We start from the raw sequence: 15327 nt of genomic DNA, 5'->3' as shown, positions 1-15327 counted from the left end.
TATTTTTATCAGATGAAAAAAATAGCATTCATTGTAACAATTCTTTTCACCGCAACACATATCTATGCACAGAAGATTGGCGTTGTAGATACAAATTATGTGTTGAGCAAGTTGCCTCAGTTCAAAGAAGCTGAAAACAGACTCAATACTCAGGTGACGCAATGGCAGGCAGATTTGCAGAAGTTGCAGGCGGAATATGAAAGAAAAAGAGAAGCTTTCGAAAACGAAAAGGTACTCTTGGTAGGAGATCAATTGAAGCTCAGAGAAAAAGAAATTGTGGATATGGAAACTAGCATCCGCAACACAATTGGAGCTAGATTTGGAACCAATGGGGAGGTAAATCAATTGAGATCCAATCTTACGAAACCATATCAAGACCAGATTTGGAATGCCATCAAGACTGTTTCTACCAAAAATAACTTGGGCATAGTTCTTGATAAAAGCAACAACATTAGTGTAATTTTCCTTGATAAAAAGTATGATTACACCGAGGCTGTTCTCAATCTTTTAGGCAAAAGTCTTCCAAAAGTTGAGGAAACAAAGACCTCTATTCCTAACAGAGGAGGTCGCCCAATGAATTCCAACAAGAATGGTAAACTGAAATCTAATAGTGCTAGTAAAAAAGTAGCACCTATAGAAAGTATCCAATCTATGGATGTAAAAGGAAATTAAATATAAATTATAAACATAACTTTTTAAAATGAACAAATTAAATGTATTATTAGTAGCCGTTGTAATGGTTTTTGCAACTGGATTTGCACAAGCTCAAAAAATAGCTTCTGTTGATATCAATTCGATCTTTACATCAATGCCAGAAATGAAGGCTCTTGATCAACAATTACAAAACTTGCAAACTTCTAAGCAAGGTGAATTGGAAAAGCAAGGAAAATCTCTTCAGGATTTGATGAAAAAATACCAAGATGAAGCGGCAAAACAAACGCCTGCTATCAATGAGCAAAGAAGCCAAGAAGTTCAAAAACTTCAGGACAATCTTCAGCAACTTTACGCTGCTGCTCAAAAAGACATCGCTGAAAAAAGAGATGCAGGATTAGCACCAATTGAAAAAAAAATCAACGATGCTATTTCTAAAGTTTCAAAAGCTGCAGCTTACGAATTCGTATTTGATGCTTCTAGCCCAGCTCTTGTTTACAAAGCAGGTACAGATGCAACTCCAGCTGTAAGAAAAGAATTAGGTCTTTAATTTTAAGACAATATTATAATAAAAACCGCTCTCTTTACGGAGCGGTTTTTTTATTTTTGCACTATGGAAAAAGAATTTTCATCTACTGTTAAAATCCGTTTTGCAGATTGCGACCCGATTGGTCACCTAAACAACGTGAAATATCTGGAATATATGCTCAATGCCAGAGAAGATCACGTTGAACAAAACTACGGATTTACCTACGAGCAATACACCAGAGAAACAGGTTGCACTTGGGTCACGATTCAAAATGAAATTGCTTATTTGAAAGAAGTTAGGTACAATTCCACAGTCAACATCACCAGCAAGACGATTATGGTGGATGACATCACTGCGGTTGTAGAATTGCTAATGACAGACGAAAATGGAAAAATAAATGCGGTTTTCTGGTTGACGGTGATCTACTTCAATATGAAAACCAGAAGAGCCGAAAAAATGCCAGACGAAACTTTGGAAAAATTCGCGCATTTTTTAGTTGAGATTGACCATAAAACTTTTAAAGAGAGAGTCACTTTTTTCAGAAATCAAAATAGAGCCAAATAATTATGCAAAGAATTTTAGTTGTTGGCGGAAACGGCCAATTGGGACATTGTCTTCAAAAATTAGCACCAAAATACCACGATATTTTCGACTTCAATTTCACAGGATCTCAAGCTTTGGACATTACAGATAGAGCTCAGATTGAAAAGGAATTTGAAGAGTACAAACCAGATTTTGTCATCAATGCTTCGGCTTACACAGCTGTAGATTTGGCGGAGAAAGAAGAGGAAAAGGCTTTTGCTGTCAATGCCATTGGTGTTGGTAATTTGGCTGAAATTTCAAGTGAGTACAACGCTATTTTGATTCACGTTTCTACTGATTACGTTTTTGATGGCGAGACCAATTTGAGCTATTCAGAAGATGATTTCACAAACCCGATTGGTGTTTATGGCGCTTCAAAACGTAAAGGAGAAGAGTTGGCTTTGGAAAACAATCCAGAGACTGTGATTCTTAGAACTTCTTGGTTGTATTCAGAATTTAATAAAAACTTTGTGAAGACAATGTTGCATTTGTTTAATGTGAAAGACGAATTGGGAATCGTAGGCGACCAACACGGTCAACCAACCAACGCAAATGATTTGGCAGAAGCAATTATGGAAATTATCGAAGCTAAAAACAAAACCTTCGGAATCTACCATTTTTCCAATTATCCAGAAACCACTTGGTTTGATTTTGCGAATAAAATAAAAGAATTTTCGGGTTCTTCCGTTTCATTAAAAGCAATCACGACGGAGGAATTTCCAACGCCGGCAAAGCGCCCAAAAAGAAGCACAATGTCTTTGGACAAAATCGAAAAGGATTATAACATCGAACCAAAACATTGGGAAAACAGCCTTCAGGATTGTGTAGAAATCCTAAAATTAACGAATGCGTAAACTCCTATTTTTAATTAGTGTTTTTTGTTTTCAGTTCTTTTATCTTCAGATAGTTACATTGAACAAAGTGGAAAAGACGAATGACAACAAGGACAAGTTTTTTTATCTAATCAATGATGCTTCGAAGTCAGAATTCTTAGGAGAAATTCTAGTGAATGCTTTCTCAAATGACGATGTGGCAATCTTCGGCGATATTTACAAAAAAGCAAAACAAGTTGGTGCGAACAGTTTTTCATTAAAACCAATTGAAAACATCGACGGTACTTTTCAAAACTTCAATCCGGCTTATTATATTTTGAATTTGTATTACACAAATCTGGAAAATATTCCCAACGAAGAAAATGTCGCGTACTTGGTTTCGTCATCAGAAAAAAAACAAAAGATTAATATCAATAATAAAACGACAGAATTACCAGCCAGAAGTTTCATCAAACTCAATTTGAACGAGAGTGAAGTTATGTCAGTCTCCACCAGAAAATTGTTGGGGTCAACGGTAAAATTGTCAGCAAAAGCCGGACAGCCATCTTTGTATCTTTCTTTGACAGATTTCAAAATACGTAGCAATGATAGTCTCTACGGCGGTGTCAATCTCAAATCCGGCGATATTACTGGATTAGAAAAATCGTTTGGTATGTTTTTGACTACAATCTACACAGAGCAGAAAAAAGATTAATGTTAATAAGTTATCATATTAAAATCACTTATTATCAAAATAAATTTAATTAACTTTATACAAGCAGATTTCAGGACCGGGCATTTGTAATTCTCAACACTCAATCTCTAGTCTAAATCTATATACTATTGGAAGAATTTTTTGAAAACGAACTTGCTAAAAAGTTCGAAGAAATGATAGAAAATAATGAAGAATTCTATTTCGATACAGAAGAATACATAGAAATCATCATTTACTATCTGGAGCTTGGAGACTACAGCTATGCAGAAATGGCCGTGAACCACGCTCTTAGCATCCATCCAAATTCTCTGGAAATCAAAACCAAGCAATTGGAAGTTTTCCTAGAGTTGGAACGTTATGTGAAAGCCAAAGAATTGATAGACGAGTTGCATCAATCCTCTTTGGAAGACACAGATTTCCTTGTGTGTTGCGCCAAATATTACTCAAATCTCGGAAACCCAAAAAAATCCATCGAATATTGCCAGCGCGCATTGCAATTGGAAGAAGAGGAAAATTTCCTTCACAATTTCATCGCAGACGAATATGTGAATCTGGACGACCCGTTCAACGCGTTGAAACATTACACATCCGCACTGGAGCACGATCCTTTCGACGATTATTCCTTGGAAAATGTAATGCTTTGCTATAATTTGCTAAATCGTCCTGTGGAAGCTTTGGATTTCCTCAATCAATATTTGGACAAATTTCCTTTCTCAGAAACCGCTTGGTACGAGTATGGGCAATTCCATTTTAACAAAAAGAATTACGAAGAAGCCATCAAAGGTTTTGACTATCTATTAGCAATTAACTCAATGGCTGTCGGTGTTTATGCCAACAAAGCCTCGTGTTTTGAAGCAATGGGAGAGTGGGACAAAGCAATTGCAGTTTACGAGGAAATGCTGGAATTGGAATATACCAAAGCTTTCACATTCTACAAAATCGGATTATGTTACAAAGAAGCCAAGAAATTAGTTCCTGCACTCACATCTTTCCAAAAATCATTGAGAGAAGACCCGCAGTTTTACTTGGCAATGATGGAGCAATCTCACATTTATGAAGAATTGGGAAACATCAAAGAATCGCTTTATTTTGCACAAGAAGCCTCTTTACTCAACGAAGGAAATGTCGAGTATCAGAAGCGTTTAGCGTTTCTCTACATTACTTCCGGCGATTACGAGGAAAGCTTGGTTTGCCTCAAAAAACTCATAGAATCCGAGCCGACGAGGTTTTACAATTGGTACGCCTATTCAGAAGTCTTGATGTTGCTTGGCGAGTACGAAGATGCCATCACGATTTTGGACAAAGCTCTGAAAGCCCATCCACGCGCCGAATTGTATTATCAATTGAGCAACTGCTATTTCCATCTGAAAAACGAATCAGAAGGCGTCTTGCAACTCAAAAAAGCTCTGGATTTGGATCCAAGTCTCAGCAAAGATATGCAACAGAAATATCCATCGATTAAAGAACAGGTCAAAAAAATAAAGGCCAAAAAGAAATAAAAGCAAAGCTCAGATTCGTCTGAGCTTTTTCATTTTTAGGAGCCGGGAACCTGCTTTCCGTTGCAATTCCTCGCACCTGGCTTTCCCAAGGCTTGCTGTGGGATTTCCACTGCAATCAGGGCTATGGGTTTTGTCATCCAATCAACATTTCAAAAAAAGAATCAGCATTATCTGTAAAATCTGTGAGACTATAAATCATTGTAATTTCGGGTTAAGTAAAATTACATAATATCAATAGGAATGGGCTTTAGCCTATTTTTAATGAAAAAAAAGAGTTAGGCTTTAGCCAAAATTTAAATATGTTTTGGCTAAAGCCTTTTTTTGCAATTTTATACATCGGGCTAAAGCCCGACGCTATTAATAATGTTTTTATAATGACATTAAATAAATTAAATAGTTAACCCAAACTCAGGTTAATTTTAAACCAATTAACCAAATGCCATCAGCCATTGGCCATCTTCGGTTTGCTCCTCAAAAATATTAATCCAGCCAAAATAATCAGCGCACCAACAGATTGCATTGTCGTCAATTTCTCTCCGTCCAGAATTCCCCAAATAATTGCAACAATCGGCATCAGTAAAGTCACAGTAGATGCAAAAAGCGGGGTAGAGATGCTCAATAATTTATAATTCATCATCATCGCCAATCCAGTTCCGAAAATCGACAGCATCGCCACAAATCCCAAACCGACAAAGTCACCTTTTGAAAATGTAAAATGCGAGAAAAATCCAGAGAAAACCAACGCAATCAATGATGGCAAAAACAAAACAAACGAAAAAACATAAGCCGACATCAAGATAGCCGGAACATCGTGCAACTTAGATTTGACAGTCGTTGTGCTGATGGCGTATAACAACGTTGCCAAGAGCAAAAGTAAGATTGGATAGATTTTGATTTCGCCACTCTCGCCACTTCCCAAAGCCAAGATGCAAGCACCTGTAAAACTTATCAATACGCCAAGCAATTGCCTTTTCGTAGTTGAGAATTTCCAAACGAGAGAACCGACAATAATCACAAAAATCGGCATCATAGAATTGATGATTCCTGCAATGCTACTACTGATTTCAGTTTCTGCCATTGGAAATAAAAACATCGGGACAAAACTTCCTGAGAGCGCTACAAGGATGAGCCACTTCAAATGTCTTTTCGGAAATAGTTTTATTTTGGAAATCGCAAAAGGCATCAGCACAATTCCCGAAATCAAAACACGCAAAGCACCAACTTCGTAAGGATTGAAATGTTCCAAAGATTTTTTGATTAGTATAAAAGACGAACCCCAAATCACAGATAATGCGATGAGAAGTAGCCATTTTTGTCGTTCTGCTGTCAAGAGATTTGCTGTTTTAAGATTTTTAAATATTCGTTTTTGGGAATCATTTTTGCACCAAGACTTTCCAAATGTTCAGAATGGATTTGGCAATCAATCAGTTCCCATTCGTCTTGATATTTCGTTGTGAAATGGATGAATCCAGCTTTCGATGCGTTGGAAACTTTGGAAAACATACTTTCGCCACAGAAAACTTTTCCGACTTGTACGCCATAAAATCCACCAACCAAATTACCATTTTGCCAAACTTCAAAACTTTTGGCTTTCCCAGCTTTATTAAGTTTTACAAAAGATGAAATCAAATCTTCATTAATCCAAGTTCCATCTTGGTCTTTTCGTTCCGCAAGCTTACAACTTCTCATCACATCCTCAAAACATTGGTTTTCCGTGAATTCAAAAATGCTATCTCTCAAAATTTTTCTCATCGATTTTGAGATTTTAATTTCATTAGGAAACAAAACAAATCTCGGATCTGGACACCACCAAAGGATTTCTTCGCCTTCATTATACCAGGGAAAAAGTCCGAGTTCATAGGCAAACCAAAGTCTTTCGGGTTTCAAATCGCCACCAACTGCCATCAACCCTGTCTCTGCGTCGTAGAGTTCTGGGTCGGGGAAAGAAATGTCATCAGGGTCAAGCCAAATCATTTGAAAAGTTTTGTTTAATATTAATGAACATCGATTTAATTAGTTTTATTATGAAATCTACTGACCTACAAAAATTCCCTACATTCAATTAAATGCAGGGAATCTATAATTAAACTATTCTAAAATAATTAGAATGGCAAGTCATCGTCTTCGTCCTCAGCAAAAACATTTTTGTTCTCTGTTGCTGGCTGTCCTTGGTTTGGAGTCGCTTCGGTTGGCTCATTAAAATTTGTAGAAGCATCTTTTTCCATTCTCCATCCCACGATCGAGTTGAAATATTTCACTTCACCTTGTGGGCTCGTCCATTCTCTACCTCTGATATTGATATGAACTTTCACTTTGTCACCCACTTTGTGAGCATTCAGCAAGTCCACTTTATCTTGAGTAAATTCAATATTAATAGGTTGTGGATATTGTTCTTCAGTCAAAAGAACGAGTTCTTTTTTTTGAAATCCGCTTGCAAATGTTTGTAAATCAGAAATCTTCTTAATTGTTCCTGTTAATTCCATATCTTCAAAATATTTTAAGAGTGTAAAGGTAATAAAAAGTATCGAAGTTATCCGAAATCACACAATCAAAAAACTTGAAAAAAAGATTGATTTTATTTTGGAGGATATGTAAAAGAGTTCTATATTTGCACTCACCAAAACGAAAGAAAAGTAGTTCTTGAAAATAATGCGGATGTGGTGTAATTGGTAGCCACGCCAGACTTAGGATCTGGTGCTTCACGGCGTGGGGGTTCGAGTCCCTTCATCCGCACAAACTAAAATTTCTAAGAAATTAGGAATTTTTTTTATGCGAAAATAGCTCAGCTGGTAGAGCACAACCTTGCCAAGGTTGGGGTCGCGGGTTCGAGTCCCGTTTTTCGCTCCACCTCTGCCCTGGTGGTGGAACTGGTAGACACGCAGGACTTAAAATCCTGTATCTTCGGATGTACGGGTTCAAGTCCCGTCTGGGGTACAAAACGACTGTTGATCTTAGGATTTGCAGTCGTTTTTGTTTTTAATAGCTAAGAGATACGTATAAAAAGCCCGACGAAAATAGATTCGTCGGGCTTTTTTATTTTTGTTTAATGTATTCTACTTCAAAAGCGCATTAAAAGTATCACCTTGCCTGATGTCACCAGAATTGTAACCTTTCATAAACCATTCTTCTCTTTGTGCGGAAGAACCGTGCGTGAAGCTCTCTTGGTTCACGTAGCCTTGTCCTCTTTTTTGGATATTGTCATCACCAACTGCTGCGGCAGCGCTCATTGCTTGTTGTATGTCGCCTGGTTCTAATATTTTCTCACGGTTGTCGGTTTGTTTTGCCCACAATCCGGCGTAGAAATCTGCCTGAAGTTCATTGGCAACAGAAACTTTGTTCATTTCTGATTCCGAATATCTTCCGCTATTTCTGAGTTGATCTACTTTGTTAAGAGTTCCTAACAAATATTGAATGTGATGACCGTACTCGTGGCCAAGAACATAAGCAACTGTAAACTGTCCTACCTTTGCTCCAAATTTCTGTTGCAATTCATTGAAGAAGCTCATATCCATATAGATCGTTTGATCTGCTGGACAATAGAAAGGTCCCATTGCTGCTTGAGCAGTTCCGCAACCAGAGCGGGTTGCGCTTTCGAATAGGACAACCTTTGCAGGTTTGAACTGGATTCCGTTTTGTTGGAAGATTTTATTCCACGTTTCTTCGTTTTCAGCAGTCAGCATACTTACGAATTCTCCGATGTTGAGTTCTTCTTTGGATAGTTGTCTTTGTTCGGATTGTTGTGGTGCAGATGCGCTGTTGTTCAAAATGGCAGAAGGATCTCCTCCCAAAAAGAAAACGATGGCTGCGATGATGATAGTTCCTAATCCGCCACCGACAAGCATTCCGCCACCGCCACCTGAGCCTCGTCTGTCATCGAAGTTGCCACTTCTGTCGTTTGTCCATTTCATCTTGTAATATTATTTTGTGTTTTAAAATTAATACTTTCTTTTTGATATTTAAGTAAATTTTTTTTGGATCGTCTTTTAAAAATAGCCCTGATCGTAGAGGAAATCCCACAGCATGCGATGGGAAAGGCTTGGCGCGAGGAATTGCAACGGAGAGCAGGTTCCCGGCTCCAAAAAATTTTTATAATAAGAAATTCTAATTTGATTTGGTGTTGAAATCGATCATTTTGAGTGCCGTGACTGCGGCTTCTACGCCTTTGTTGCCAAGGTTTCCACCGCTTCTTGCGATGGATTGCTCCTTGTTGTCATCTGTCAGAACGCAAAAAATTGCGGGCGTTTCTGTAAGAATATTGCAGTCTTTGATGCCTTGCGTAACGCCGGAACAAACGAATTCGAAATGGGGCGTTTCTCCGCGGATCACGTTTCCAATGGCAATCACTGCTGCGAATTTGTTGGATTTGCAAAGTTTCATCGTTGCAAAACTCAATTCGAAAGCGCCAGGAACATAATAGATATGGATGTTTTCTTCTTTGATGCCTTCGGCTTTCAGGGTTTCCACTGCGCCATTTCGGAGGTTGTACGTGATGAAGTCGTTCCACTCAGAAACAACAATGCCGATTGAATATTCATCGGCATTGGATATGTTGAGTGGCTTGTAATCTGAAAGATTTACCGTTGCCATATTTTATATTTTAATAATATTTTGTCATTTCTATGAACGCATCAGATTGACCGTTGTCATAATCTTGATATTTTTCGTCGATAGTTGCGAAGTATTTTTTAGCATCTGCATTTTTCTTAAGTGCTAGAGCCAAAATTCCTGCTTTCTTTGTGAAATAGTAAGATGTGTAAGCATCATCTGAAGCTGAAGCCGCTTTGTCCGCCATTGCTAATGCATCGTCTGCTTTGTTTAGGTTGGAAAGGCAATCTGCCATTGCGCCATATTTCAGAGCGACCAAAACTTTGTTCCCAGAGCTGAATTTGTCTAATAAATCATAAGCTTTCTGATAGTTTCCTTTTTTGAACTCGATCAATCCTGCGTTGTAAGCAGAAAGTTTACCTGCTTTTGTGCTTCCATATTCTTCGAAAGTTCCAATGAATCCTGGGTTTGCAACAGATTTTCCGCCTAATGCTAGATCTTCTTTACCTTCAGCCAAGTTTTTCTGAGCCACCAAGTAGCTTTTCGTAGCTTCTTCGTTTTGTGGACCCAAAATAAATTGCTGATATCCGAACCAGCCAAGAACTGCAACGATCAAAACACCAAAACCAATGCTTAAGGTTTTTGCATTTTTCTCTAAGAAAGATTCTATGTTAAGAGCCTCTTTATCAAGATCTCTGAAGAATTCTACAGTTTCTTTTCCTTCTTGTTCGTTTTTCGTGTTATGATTATTTGCCATAATTTTTTAGTAAATGAAGTGCAAATTTAATGCTTTCCTTTTGATTTGCAAAAACTTATTTTTCGGATGCTCAACTTATTTTAATATTGAAGAAGGGAATAGACTTCGGAGTTAAATTTCTTAAGTCTTTCTACACCATTCAAATCCTTTAAGTCTATCAAAAAACTGAATTGTGTAGGAATCGCGCCTTGTTTTGAAACAAGTTTTGCTGCTGCTTCCGTAGTTCCGCCTGTTGCTAAAAGATCATCGTGAATCAGAACGCGTTGTCCTTCTTTCAGATGTCCTGTTTTCATTTCGATTTCTGCTGAGCCATATTCCAAATCGTATTTTTCTCCGATGAAAGGTGGTGGCAATTTGCCTGCTTTTCTGATTAATACAAAAGGAACGTCCAAAGCTACTGCAATGGCAATCCCGAAAAGATAACCTCTGCTTTCTATACCACAAACCACATCTACTTTTCCTCTACTGAAATTTGCCAAGTCTGCAATCACTTCTTCATACAATTTAGGTTGAAGAAAAATCGGACAAATGTCTTTGAATTGAATTCCCGGAATTGGAAAGTCCGGAATGTTGTCGATTGTTTCTTCTAATTTTTTGATTAATTCTGCAGATGCCATTTTTTACTTTTAATTGTTGATTTTGTATGTTGTGATCTTCCAGTTGTTGTTCACAGATTTCAGTCCGTAAGTTACGTTGAGGGAAGTCGTTTTTCCATTTTTGTCGGTCACGTCGTAAGTGACGTTGACATTCGCTGAGTTGTCTTTGTTATAAGGAACCGAAATATTTTTTACACTGATATTCTTAACAGAACCAAAACCAGAATTAGGATTTGAGAATTTGTCATAAGATCCCCAATTTGGATTTTCTGAAGCATCAAAAGCCGCTTTGAAATTTTGAGAAGACAAATTGTTCAGGAATTTTGTCACTGTATTTTTCGGGTCGGCCGTTGTAGGTTTTGGTGGAGCAGGAGGTGCAATAGTTTCACCAGTTTGAGGATCAACCATTGGCTCCGGAACCTGCAGAGAATCTACAACCACAGCCGCAGGTGGCGTGTAAAGTGCTTTTCCGTTTACAGGAATGCCCATTTTGATCATCTGCAAAAGTTTCTTGCTAGTTTTTACAGTTAGTTTGATGTCAATTTTTTCTTCGAAGATTTTTTCTTTCGGAAGAGATGAATATTTGATTGTGAAACCTCGGAAAGCAGGATCTTGCATTAGGTTTTTAGAAGTCGATATTTTGTTTCCACCGCTGGAGATTTCCATTACTGTTTCCAATGCAGCGCCATCAAAAGCAACTTTGTTTCCATTGTTGTCCATCAATTGAGGAATGATGATTAATCCTTTGGAACCTGTCAAGCTATCGCCCGCAATATTACGAACGACAATGTTTAGTCCAGCTGCGTCAATGTCATTTGGATCTTTTTCTGATGCCACAGCATCTCCAAAAATGTTCATTTCACCTAAACTTGGTGGCGCTGTGCTACTCCAAGCGATTCCGTTTTTCTTTGCTACTTCATCTGCCAAAGCTAGGATTTCCGGTGTTTTTTTGCCATCCAGTAATTTTCCGAGCGCAGTAATCTCAGCAATATCACCCTCAGCTTCTACACCAAAAGTTTTAAGAATGTAAAGCGCTTCATTGAATTTGACTTGTTGCAAGGTCGGCAAGCTGGAAGCCATATCGTTGATGCTTTCTTGAAAACTCATTCTGTTGCTTCCATCCACTTTAGATTTTTTGCAACTGATGGTGAAAATCAATAAACTTATTAAAAGACAGTATTTTATAAATTTCATTTTGTGTGATTTATTTTTAAAAATAATAAAAATGATTGAGTTGATAAGCCTTCAATCAATTAATATGCAAAATTAAATTTTAAATTCAGAATACTCAGATTTTTCAAAGAAAATTAAAAAAAGTAACTTTACGGAAAATTTAATTTTGATGCAGAGCAAACTCAATATAGAGATTCATAGTTTTTCTTATAAAAAAGGTGGAATCCCAAAAGATAATACTGAAAACGGAGGCGGATTTGTCTTCGATTGTCGTGGAATTTTAAATCCTGGAAGAATTGAGGAATATAAAATCCAAACAGGTAACGACATCGGCGTTCAGGAATTCTTGGAAAACAAAACCGAATTTCCCAAATTCTTCAATTCTATTAAATCCCTTTTGTCCATCAGCATAGAAAACTATTTGAGTCGTGGTTTTGAAAATCTGCAAATCAACTTTGGTTGCACTGGCGGACAACATCGTTCGGTTTATTCAGCGATTAAAACGGCTCAATTCATCAAAGAAAATTATCCTGAAGCAAACGTGAGCATTCATCACGATGAACAATTACAACTTAATTTGACATCGGCTTCTAGCAACTAATTTTTTGCTGTTAGCTTAAAAATCATTATTTTAAAATTGATGAGTGAATTAATCATTCATCAATTATCATTTATCACTTATAAATATGAAAGCATTATTATTTGCTGCAGGAAAGGGAACGCGCCTCAAGCCGTTTACCGACGAACATCCGAAAGCTTTGGCAAAAGTCAACGGAATTCCGCTACTGGAAAGAAATATCAAATATCTGCAAGGTTACGGAATCAATGATTTCGTGATTAATATCCATCATTTTGGAGGACAAATTCTTGCTTTTTTAGCTGAGAATGATAACTTTGGCGCCAATATCGAAATTTCTAACGAACACGAAGAACTTTTGGAAACGGGCGGCGGTTTGCTTTTCGCAAGAAAATTTCTTGAAAACGAGAAATCATTTCTTATAATGAATGTCGATATTTTGACAGACCTTAATATCACTAATTTTGTAAAACTCCACGAGTTGAAAGGTGCGATGATTACATTGGCAGTTTCTGACAGAGAAAGCTCTAGAAAACTGATGTTCAATGACAAGATGTTTTTGAAAGGCTGGAGAAATCTCACGACAAACAAAAAGAAAGTTGTTGGAGGGATTTTCAAATTGAGAGAATTGGCGTTTAGTGGCATCCACTGTGTGAATTCTGAGATTTTCGATAAGTTTACAAGAACCGGCTCATTCTCCATAATGGATGAATATATGGAATTGATGAAAGAAGATATTATTATCGGTTATCAGCATACTGCCAGTTTGGTGGATGTTGGCAGACCAGAATCTATTGTAGAAGCAGAAAGAATATTCAAATGATAGAAGACGACGATAAAAGACTGCAGGAAAGTCTAAGACAAAAAACCTGGGACGAGACAATCACGAAAGACAGCTGGATGGTTTTCCGCGTGATGTCGGAATTTGTTGACGGTTACGAAAAAATGGCGAAGATTGGTCCTTGTGTTTCCATCTTCGGTTCGGCAAGGCTGAAGGAAGATCATTATTATTACAAAATGGCTTCGGACATTGCTCAGAAAATCACAGAACTTGGGTTTGGCGTGATTACTGGCGGTGGACCTGGAATAATGGAAGCTGGAAACCGAGGCGCACAAGGCAACGGAAAATCCATAGGACTGAACATCGAATTGCCTTTCGAGCAACACTTTAATCCTTATGTTGACAAAGGTTATAATATCAATTTTGATTATTTCTTCGTTAGAAAAGTAATGTTTGTTAAATATTCGCAAGGTTTTGTCGTAATGCCTGGCGGATTTGGAACTTTGGATGAGCTTTCCGAAGCATTGACATTAATACAAACCAACAAAATAGGGAAGTTTCCAATCGTTTTGGTAGGAAGCGAATTCTGGAGCGGACTTTTGGATTGGTTCAAAGGAACATTGCTGAAAGAAGGTTTGATTGCCGAGAAAGACCTTGAGCTTTTCCGAGTGGTAGATACAGCGGAAGATGCGGTAGAGCATATCAAAGCATTCTACGACAAATATTCTGTGAGCGTCAATTTCTAATGCGTGGCATATATTTTGACTAAATTCTATAATTAAAGTTATTAAACATATCAAAAATGAAAAAATATTTATTAATACTTGCAGCGGGACTTTTGATGATAAGTTTTTTTAGTTTCAAGGACTTTGATTTCTTTTCATCAATGACCAAAGTGGATTACATCGATGGAACCAAAACTTTGAAATTCACTACAAAACTGAATACCACTCACATTTCTCAAGCTGTGAAAATAGATCCTGCAACTGCGGGTTTTGAAGCAGAAGTGAAAAAATATGTGAACAATAATATGGATGTTGCCATCAACGGTGCTCCAAAATCTTTGACTTTTACCGGAAGTCAAGTGAACGGCGAATCTGTTTGGGTTTATTACGAAGCTGGAAATGTTTCCGATATTTCCAGTCTCAAAATCAAGAACAGCATTTTGATCGGACAGTTTCCTAAACAAGTCAATATTGTGAATATTACGTACAAAGGAACTTTGAAAACGCTCAATTTCCAGAAAGGAAAAGAGACTTCAGAGGTTTCTTACTAAAACAAAAAAATCGGTCAATGACCGATTTTTTTTTATTCTGTTTCTATAATGATGAACGCATCTTGATTGGTAAATTTGTGATCTTTATTCGTCATTTCTTTTAAGTCGAGATTCACTTCCATTGTTTTGTTGTCCAACTGTTTTATCCAGTCGTGCTTACCTTTTACAGATTTTATTTTCTTATCGAAAACCAATTTATTATTAATTCGCATTTCCATCATACTTAGAAATTGCTCCATTCCTTCCTCATCTTCTGCTTTTTCTTTGTCGCCGGTTTTGAAAATCCCTTTGAGCTCATCAGAAGAAAGTTGTAGTTTTTTCATATCAATTTTCAGAATATTACCGTTCCAGTCTTCGAAGGCAGAATTGTGCATCATAGAACTTTCTTTGCCCATCAATGTTCCTACAGATGCAAGTTCTTCCCTTGTCAGCGGATCAGATTTCACAGAAAAACCTTTGAAATTGTCTTCCGTAAAATTCCCTTTGAAAAACAGTTTTTTTAGAATTTTGATAGAATCTGGATTGGTACTAACTTTACCTTCTTCTTTTTGGATTTCGTAGAGGTTTTTCCAGTCGCGCGGATATTTGTCAGATTTCATAAAATCCGAACCTTGGCTCAAAGAATCGGGCATAAAGGATTTCATCATTTCCATCGCTTCTCTCATATCAATATCCGTTGCAAAACTAATTTTTTTGTCGGAGTGGTAATGATTGGTTGTATTTATAGAACAAGATTGGAGCAGAAGAAATCCGAAAATTCCTAAAATCGATTTCCAGAAGAGTAGCGGTTTTTTCATTTTAATAATTTTATTGAGATCAAAAATACGTGATGAT

19 protein-coding genes and 3 tRNA genes are annotated in these 15327 nt (G+C 37.2%); 13 read left to right on the top strand and 9 right to left on the bottom strand.

The genetic code is table 11. The features are described from left to right. Positions 1-12: 12 nt before the first annotated feature. The 6 genes from B0I22_RS08630 to B0I22_RS08605 all read left to right on the top strand — a co-directional run bounded on the left by B0I22_RS08630 (position 13) and on the right by B0I22_RS08605 (position 4788). Positions 13-672 carry an OmpH/Skp family outer membrane protein gene (locus tag B0I22_RS08630; protein ID WP_133944257.1) on the top strand — a complete coding sequence of 220 codons (660 nt, stop codon included), beginning with the start codon at positions 13-15 and terminating at the stop codon, positions 670-672. 28 nt (positions 673-700) lie between these two features. After that, entirely contained in the window at positions 701-1201 is a 501-nt protein-coding gene (locus B0I22_RS08625) for an OmpH/Skp family outer membrane protein (RefSeq protein ID WP_133944256.1), read from the top strand. A 63-nt stretch (positions 1202-1264) separates the two neighbouring features. Next, complete coding sequence (locus tag B0I22_RS08620) at positions 1265-1744, top strand: acyl-CoA thioesterase (protein ID WP_133944255.1); 480 nt, start codon at positions 1265-1267, stop codon at positions 1742-1744. A gap of 2 nt (positions 1745-1746) precedes the next feature. Continuing rightward, positions 1747-2616, top strand: coding sequence for a dTDP-4-dehydrorhamnose reductase (gene rfbD / locus B0I22_RS08615; RefSeq protein WP_133944254.1), 870 nt, complete (start codon positions 1747-1749; stop codon positions 2614-2616). A gap of 67 nt (positions 2617-2683) precedes the next feature. Next, on the top strand, positions 2684-3289 hold the full coding sequence (locus B0I22_RS08610) for a hypothetical protein (protein WP_246022175.1): 606 nt from the start codon (positions 2684-2686) through the stop codon (positions 3287-3289). Between the two features lie 128 nt (positions 3290-3417). Then, positions 3418-4788 (top strand): tetratricopeptide repeat protein, encoded by a 1371-nt coding sequence (locus B0I22_RS08605; protein ID WP_133944252.1) that lies wholly within the window; start codon positions 3418-3420, stop codon positions 4786-4788. Positions 4789-5230: 442 nt separating this feature from the next. Here the strand turns inward: B0I22_RS08605 and B0I22_RS08600 are convergent, their stop codons facing one another. From B0I22_RS08600 to B0I22_RS08590, 3 genes are all read right to left on the bottom strand, one after another. Then, positions 5231-6118, bottom strand: coding sequence for a DMT family transporter (locus B0I22_RS08600; protein ID WP_133944251.1), 888 nt, complete (start codon positions 6116-6118; stop codon positions 5231-5233). Continuing rightward, positions 6115-6762 (bottom strand): leucyl/phenylalanyl-tRNA--protein transferase, encoded by a 648-nt coding sequence (aat, locus tag B0I22_RS08595; RefSeq protein ID WP_133944250.1) that lies wholly within the window; start codon positions 6760-6762, stop codon positions 6115-6117. Before aat ends, B0I22_RS08600 begins: the two co-directional genes overlap by 4 nt. A 128-nt stretch (positions 6763-6890) precedes the next feature. Continuing rightward, positions 6891-7271, bottom strand: coding sequence for a DUF3127 domain-containing protein (locus B0I22_RS08590; RefSeq protein ID WP_133944249.1), 381 nt, complete (start codon positions 7269-7271; stop codon positions 6891-6893). 168 nt (positions 7272-7439) lie between these two features. On the opposite strand from B0I22_RS08590, the gene B0I22_RS08585 reads away from it, so the two are divergent. The 3 genes from B0I22_RS08585 to B0I22_RS08575 all read left to right on the top strand — a co-directional run bounded on the left by B0I22_RS08585 (position 7440) and on the right by B0I22_RS08575 (position 7722). Beyond that, positions 7440-7521: transfer RNA gene (locus B0I22_RS08585), tRNA-Leu, on the top strand. Between the two features lie 38 nt (positions 7522-7559). After that, positions 7560-7635: transfer RNA gene (locus tag B0I22_RS08580), tRNA-Gly, on the top strand. A 5-nt stretch (positions 7636-7640) separates the two neighbouring features. Beyond that, positions 7641-7722: transfer RNA gene (locus tag B0I22_RS08575), tRNA-Leu, on the top strand. 119 nt (positions 7723-7841) lie between these two features. On the opposite strand, the gene ypfJ is transcribed toward B0I22_RS08575, so the two are convergent. The 5 genes from ypfJ to B0I22_RS08550 all read right to left on the bottom strand — a co-directional run bounded on the left by ypfJ (position 7842) and on the right by B0I22_RS08550 (position 11880). Continuing rightward, positions 7842-8696, bottom strand: coding sequence for a KPN_02809 family neutral zinc metallopeptidase (ypfJ, locus tag B0I22_RS08570; RefSeq protein WP_133944248.1), 855 nt, complete (start codon positions 8694-8696; stop codon positions 7842-7844). Between the two features lie 193 nt (positions 8697-8889). Then, complete coding sequence (ribH, locus tag B0I22_RS08565; protein ID WP_133944247.1) at positions 8890-9375, bottom strand: 6,7-dimethyl-8-ribityllumazine synthase; 486 nt, start codon at positions 9373-9375, stop codon at positions 8890-8892. A gap of 10 nt (positions 9376-9385) precedes the next feature. After that, positions 9386-10090, bottom strand: coding sequence for a tetratricopeptide repeat protein (locus B0I22_RS08560; RefSeq protein ID WP_133944246.1), 705 nt, complete (start codon positions 10088-10090; stop codon positions 9386-9388). Positions 10091-10170: 80 nt separating this feature from the next. Continuing rightward, complete coding sequence (locus B0I22_RS08555) at positions 10171-10707, bottom strand: adenine phosphoribosyltransferase (RefSeq protein WP_133944245.1); 537 nt, start codon at positions 10705-10707, stop codon at positions 10171-10173. Between the two features lie 9 nt (positions 10708-10716). Next, positions 10717-11880: an NTF2-like N-terminal transpeptidase domain-containing protein gene (locus tag B0I22_RS08550; RefSeq protein WP_133944244.1), complete on the bottom strand. Its 1164-nt coding sequence runs from the start codon at positions 11878-11880 to the stop codon at positions 10717-10719. A 148-nt stretch (positions 11881-12028) separates the two neighbouring features. On the opposite strand from B0I22_RS08550, the gene B0I22_RS08545 reads away from it, so the two are divergent. From B0I22_RS08545 to B0I22_RS08530, 4 genes are all read left to right on the top strand, one after another. Next, complete coding sequence (locus tag B0I22_RS08545) at positions 12029-12460, top strand: RapZ C-terminal domain-containing protein (protein WP_133944243.1); 432 nt, start codon at positions 12029-12031, stop codon at positions 12458-12460. An 85-nt stretch (positions 12461-12545) separates the two neighbouring features. After that, on the top strand, positions 12546-13259 hold the full coding sequence (locus tag B0I22_RS08540; protein WP_133944242.1) for a nucleotidyltransferase family protein: 714 nt from the start codon (positions 12546-12548) through the stop codon (positions 13257-13259). After that, positions 13256-13963 (top strand): LOG family protein, encoded by a 708-nt coding sequence (locus B0I22_RS08535; RefSeq protein WP_133944241.1) that lies wholly within the window; start codon positions 13256-13258, stop codon positions 13961-13963. The genes B0I22_RS08540 and B0I22_RS08535 overlap by 4 nt, the downstream gene beginning before the upstream one ends. A 56-nt stretch (positions 13964-14019) precedes the next feature. Further along, positions 14020-14493 (top strand): DUF6702 family protein, encoded by a 474-nt coding sequence (locus tag B0I22_RS08530; protein WP_133944240.1) that lies wholly within the window; start codon positions 14020-14022, stop codon positions 14491-14493. Positions 14494-14525: 32 nt separating this feature from the next. Here the strand turns inward: B0I22_RS08530 and B0I22_RS08525 are convergent, their stop codons facing one another. Further along, entirely contained in the window at positions 14526-15290 is a 765-nt protein-coding gene (locus B0I22_RS08525) for a hypothetical protein (RefSeq protein ID WP_133944239.1), read from the bottom strand. Positions 15291-15327 lie beyond the last annotated feature (37 nt).

This window comes from Epilithonimonas xixisoli, from assembly GCF_004365655.1.
In the GTDB taxonomy this organism is placed as follows: Bacteria; Bacteroidota; Bacteroidia; order Flavobacteriales; family Weeksellaceae; genus Epilithonimonas; species Epilithonimonas xixisoli.
The sequence above is the reverse complement of the archived record's forward strand: the minus strand, read 5'-3'. Positions and strand labels throughout refer to the sequence as shown.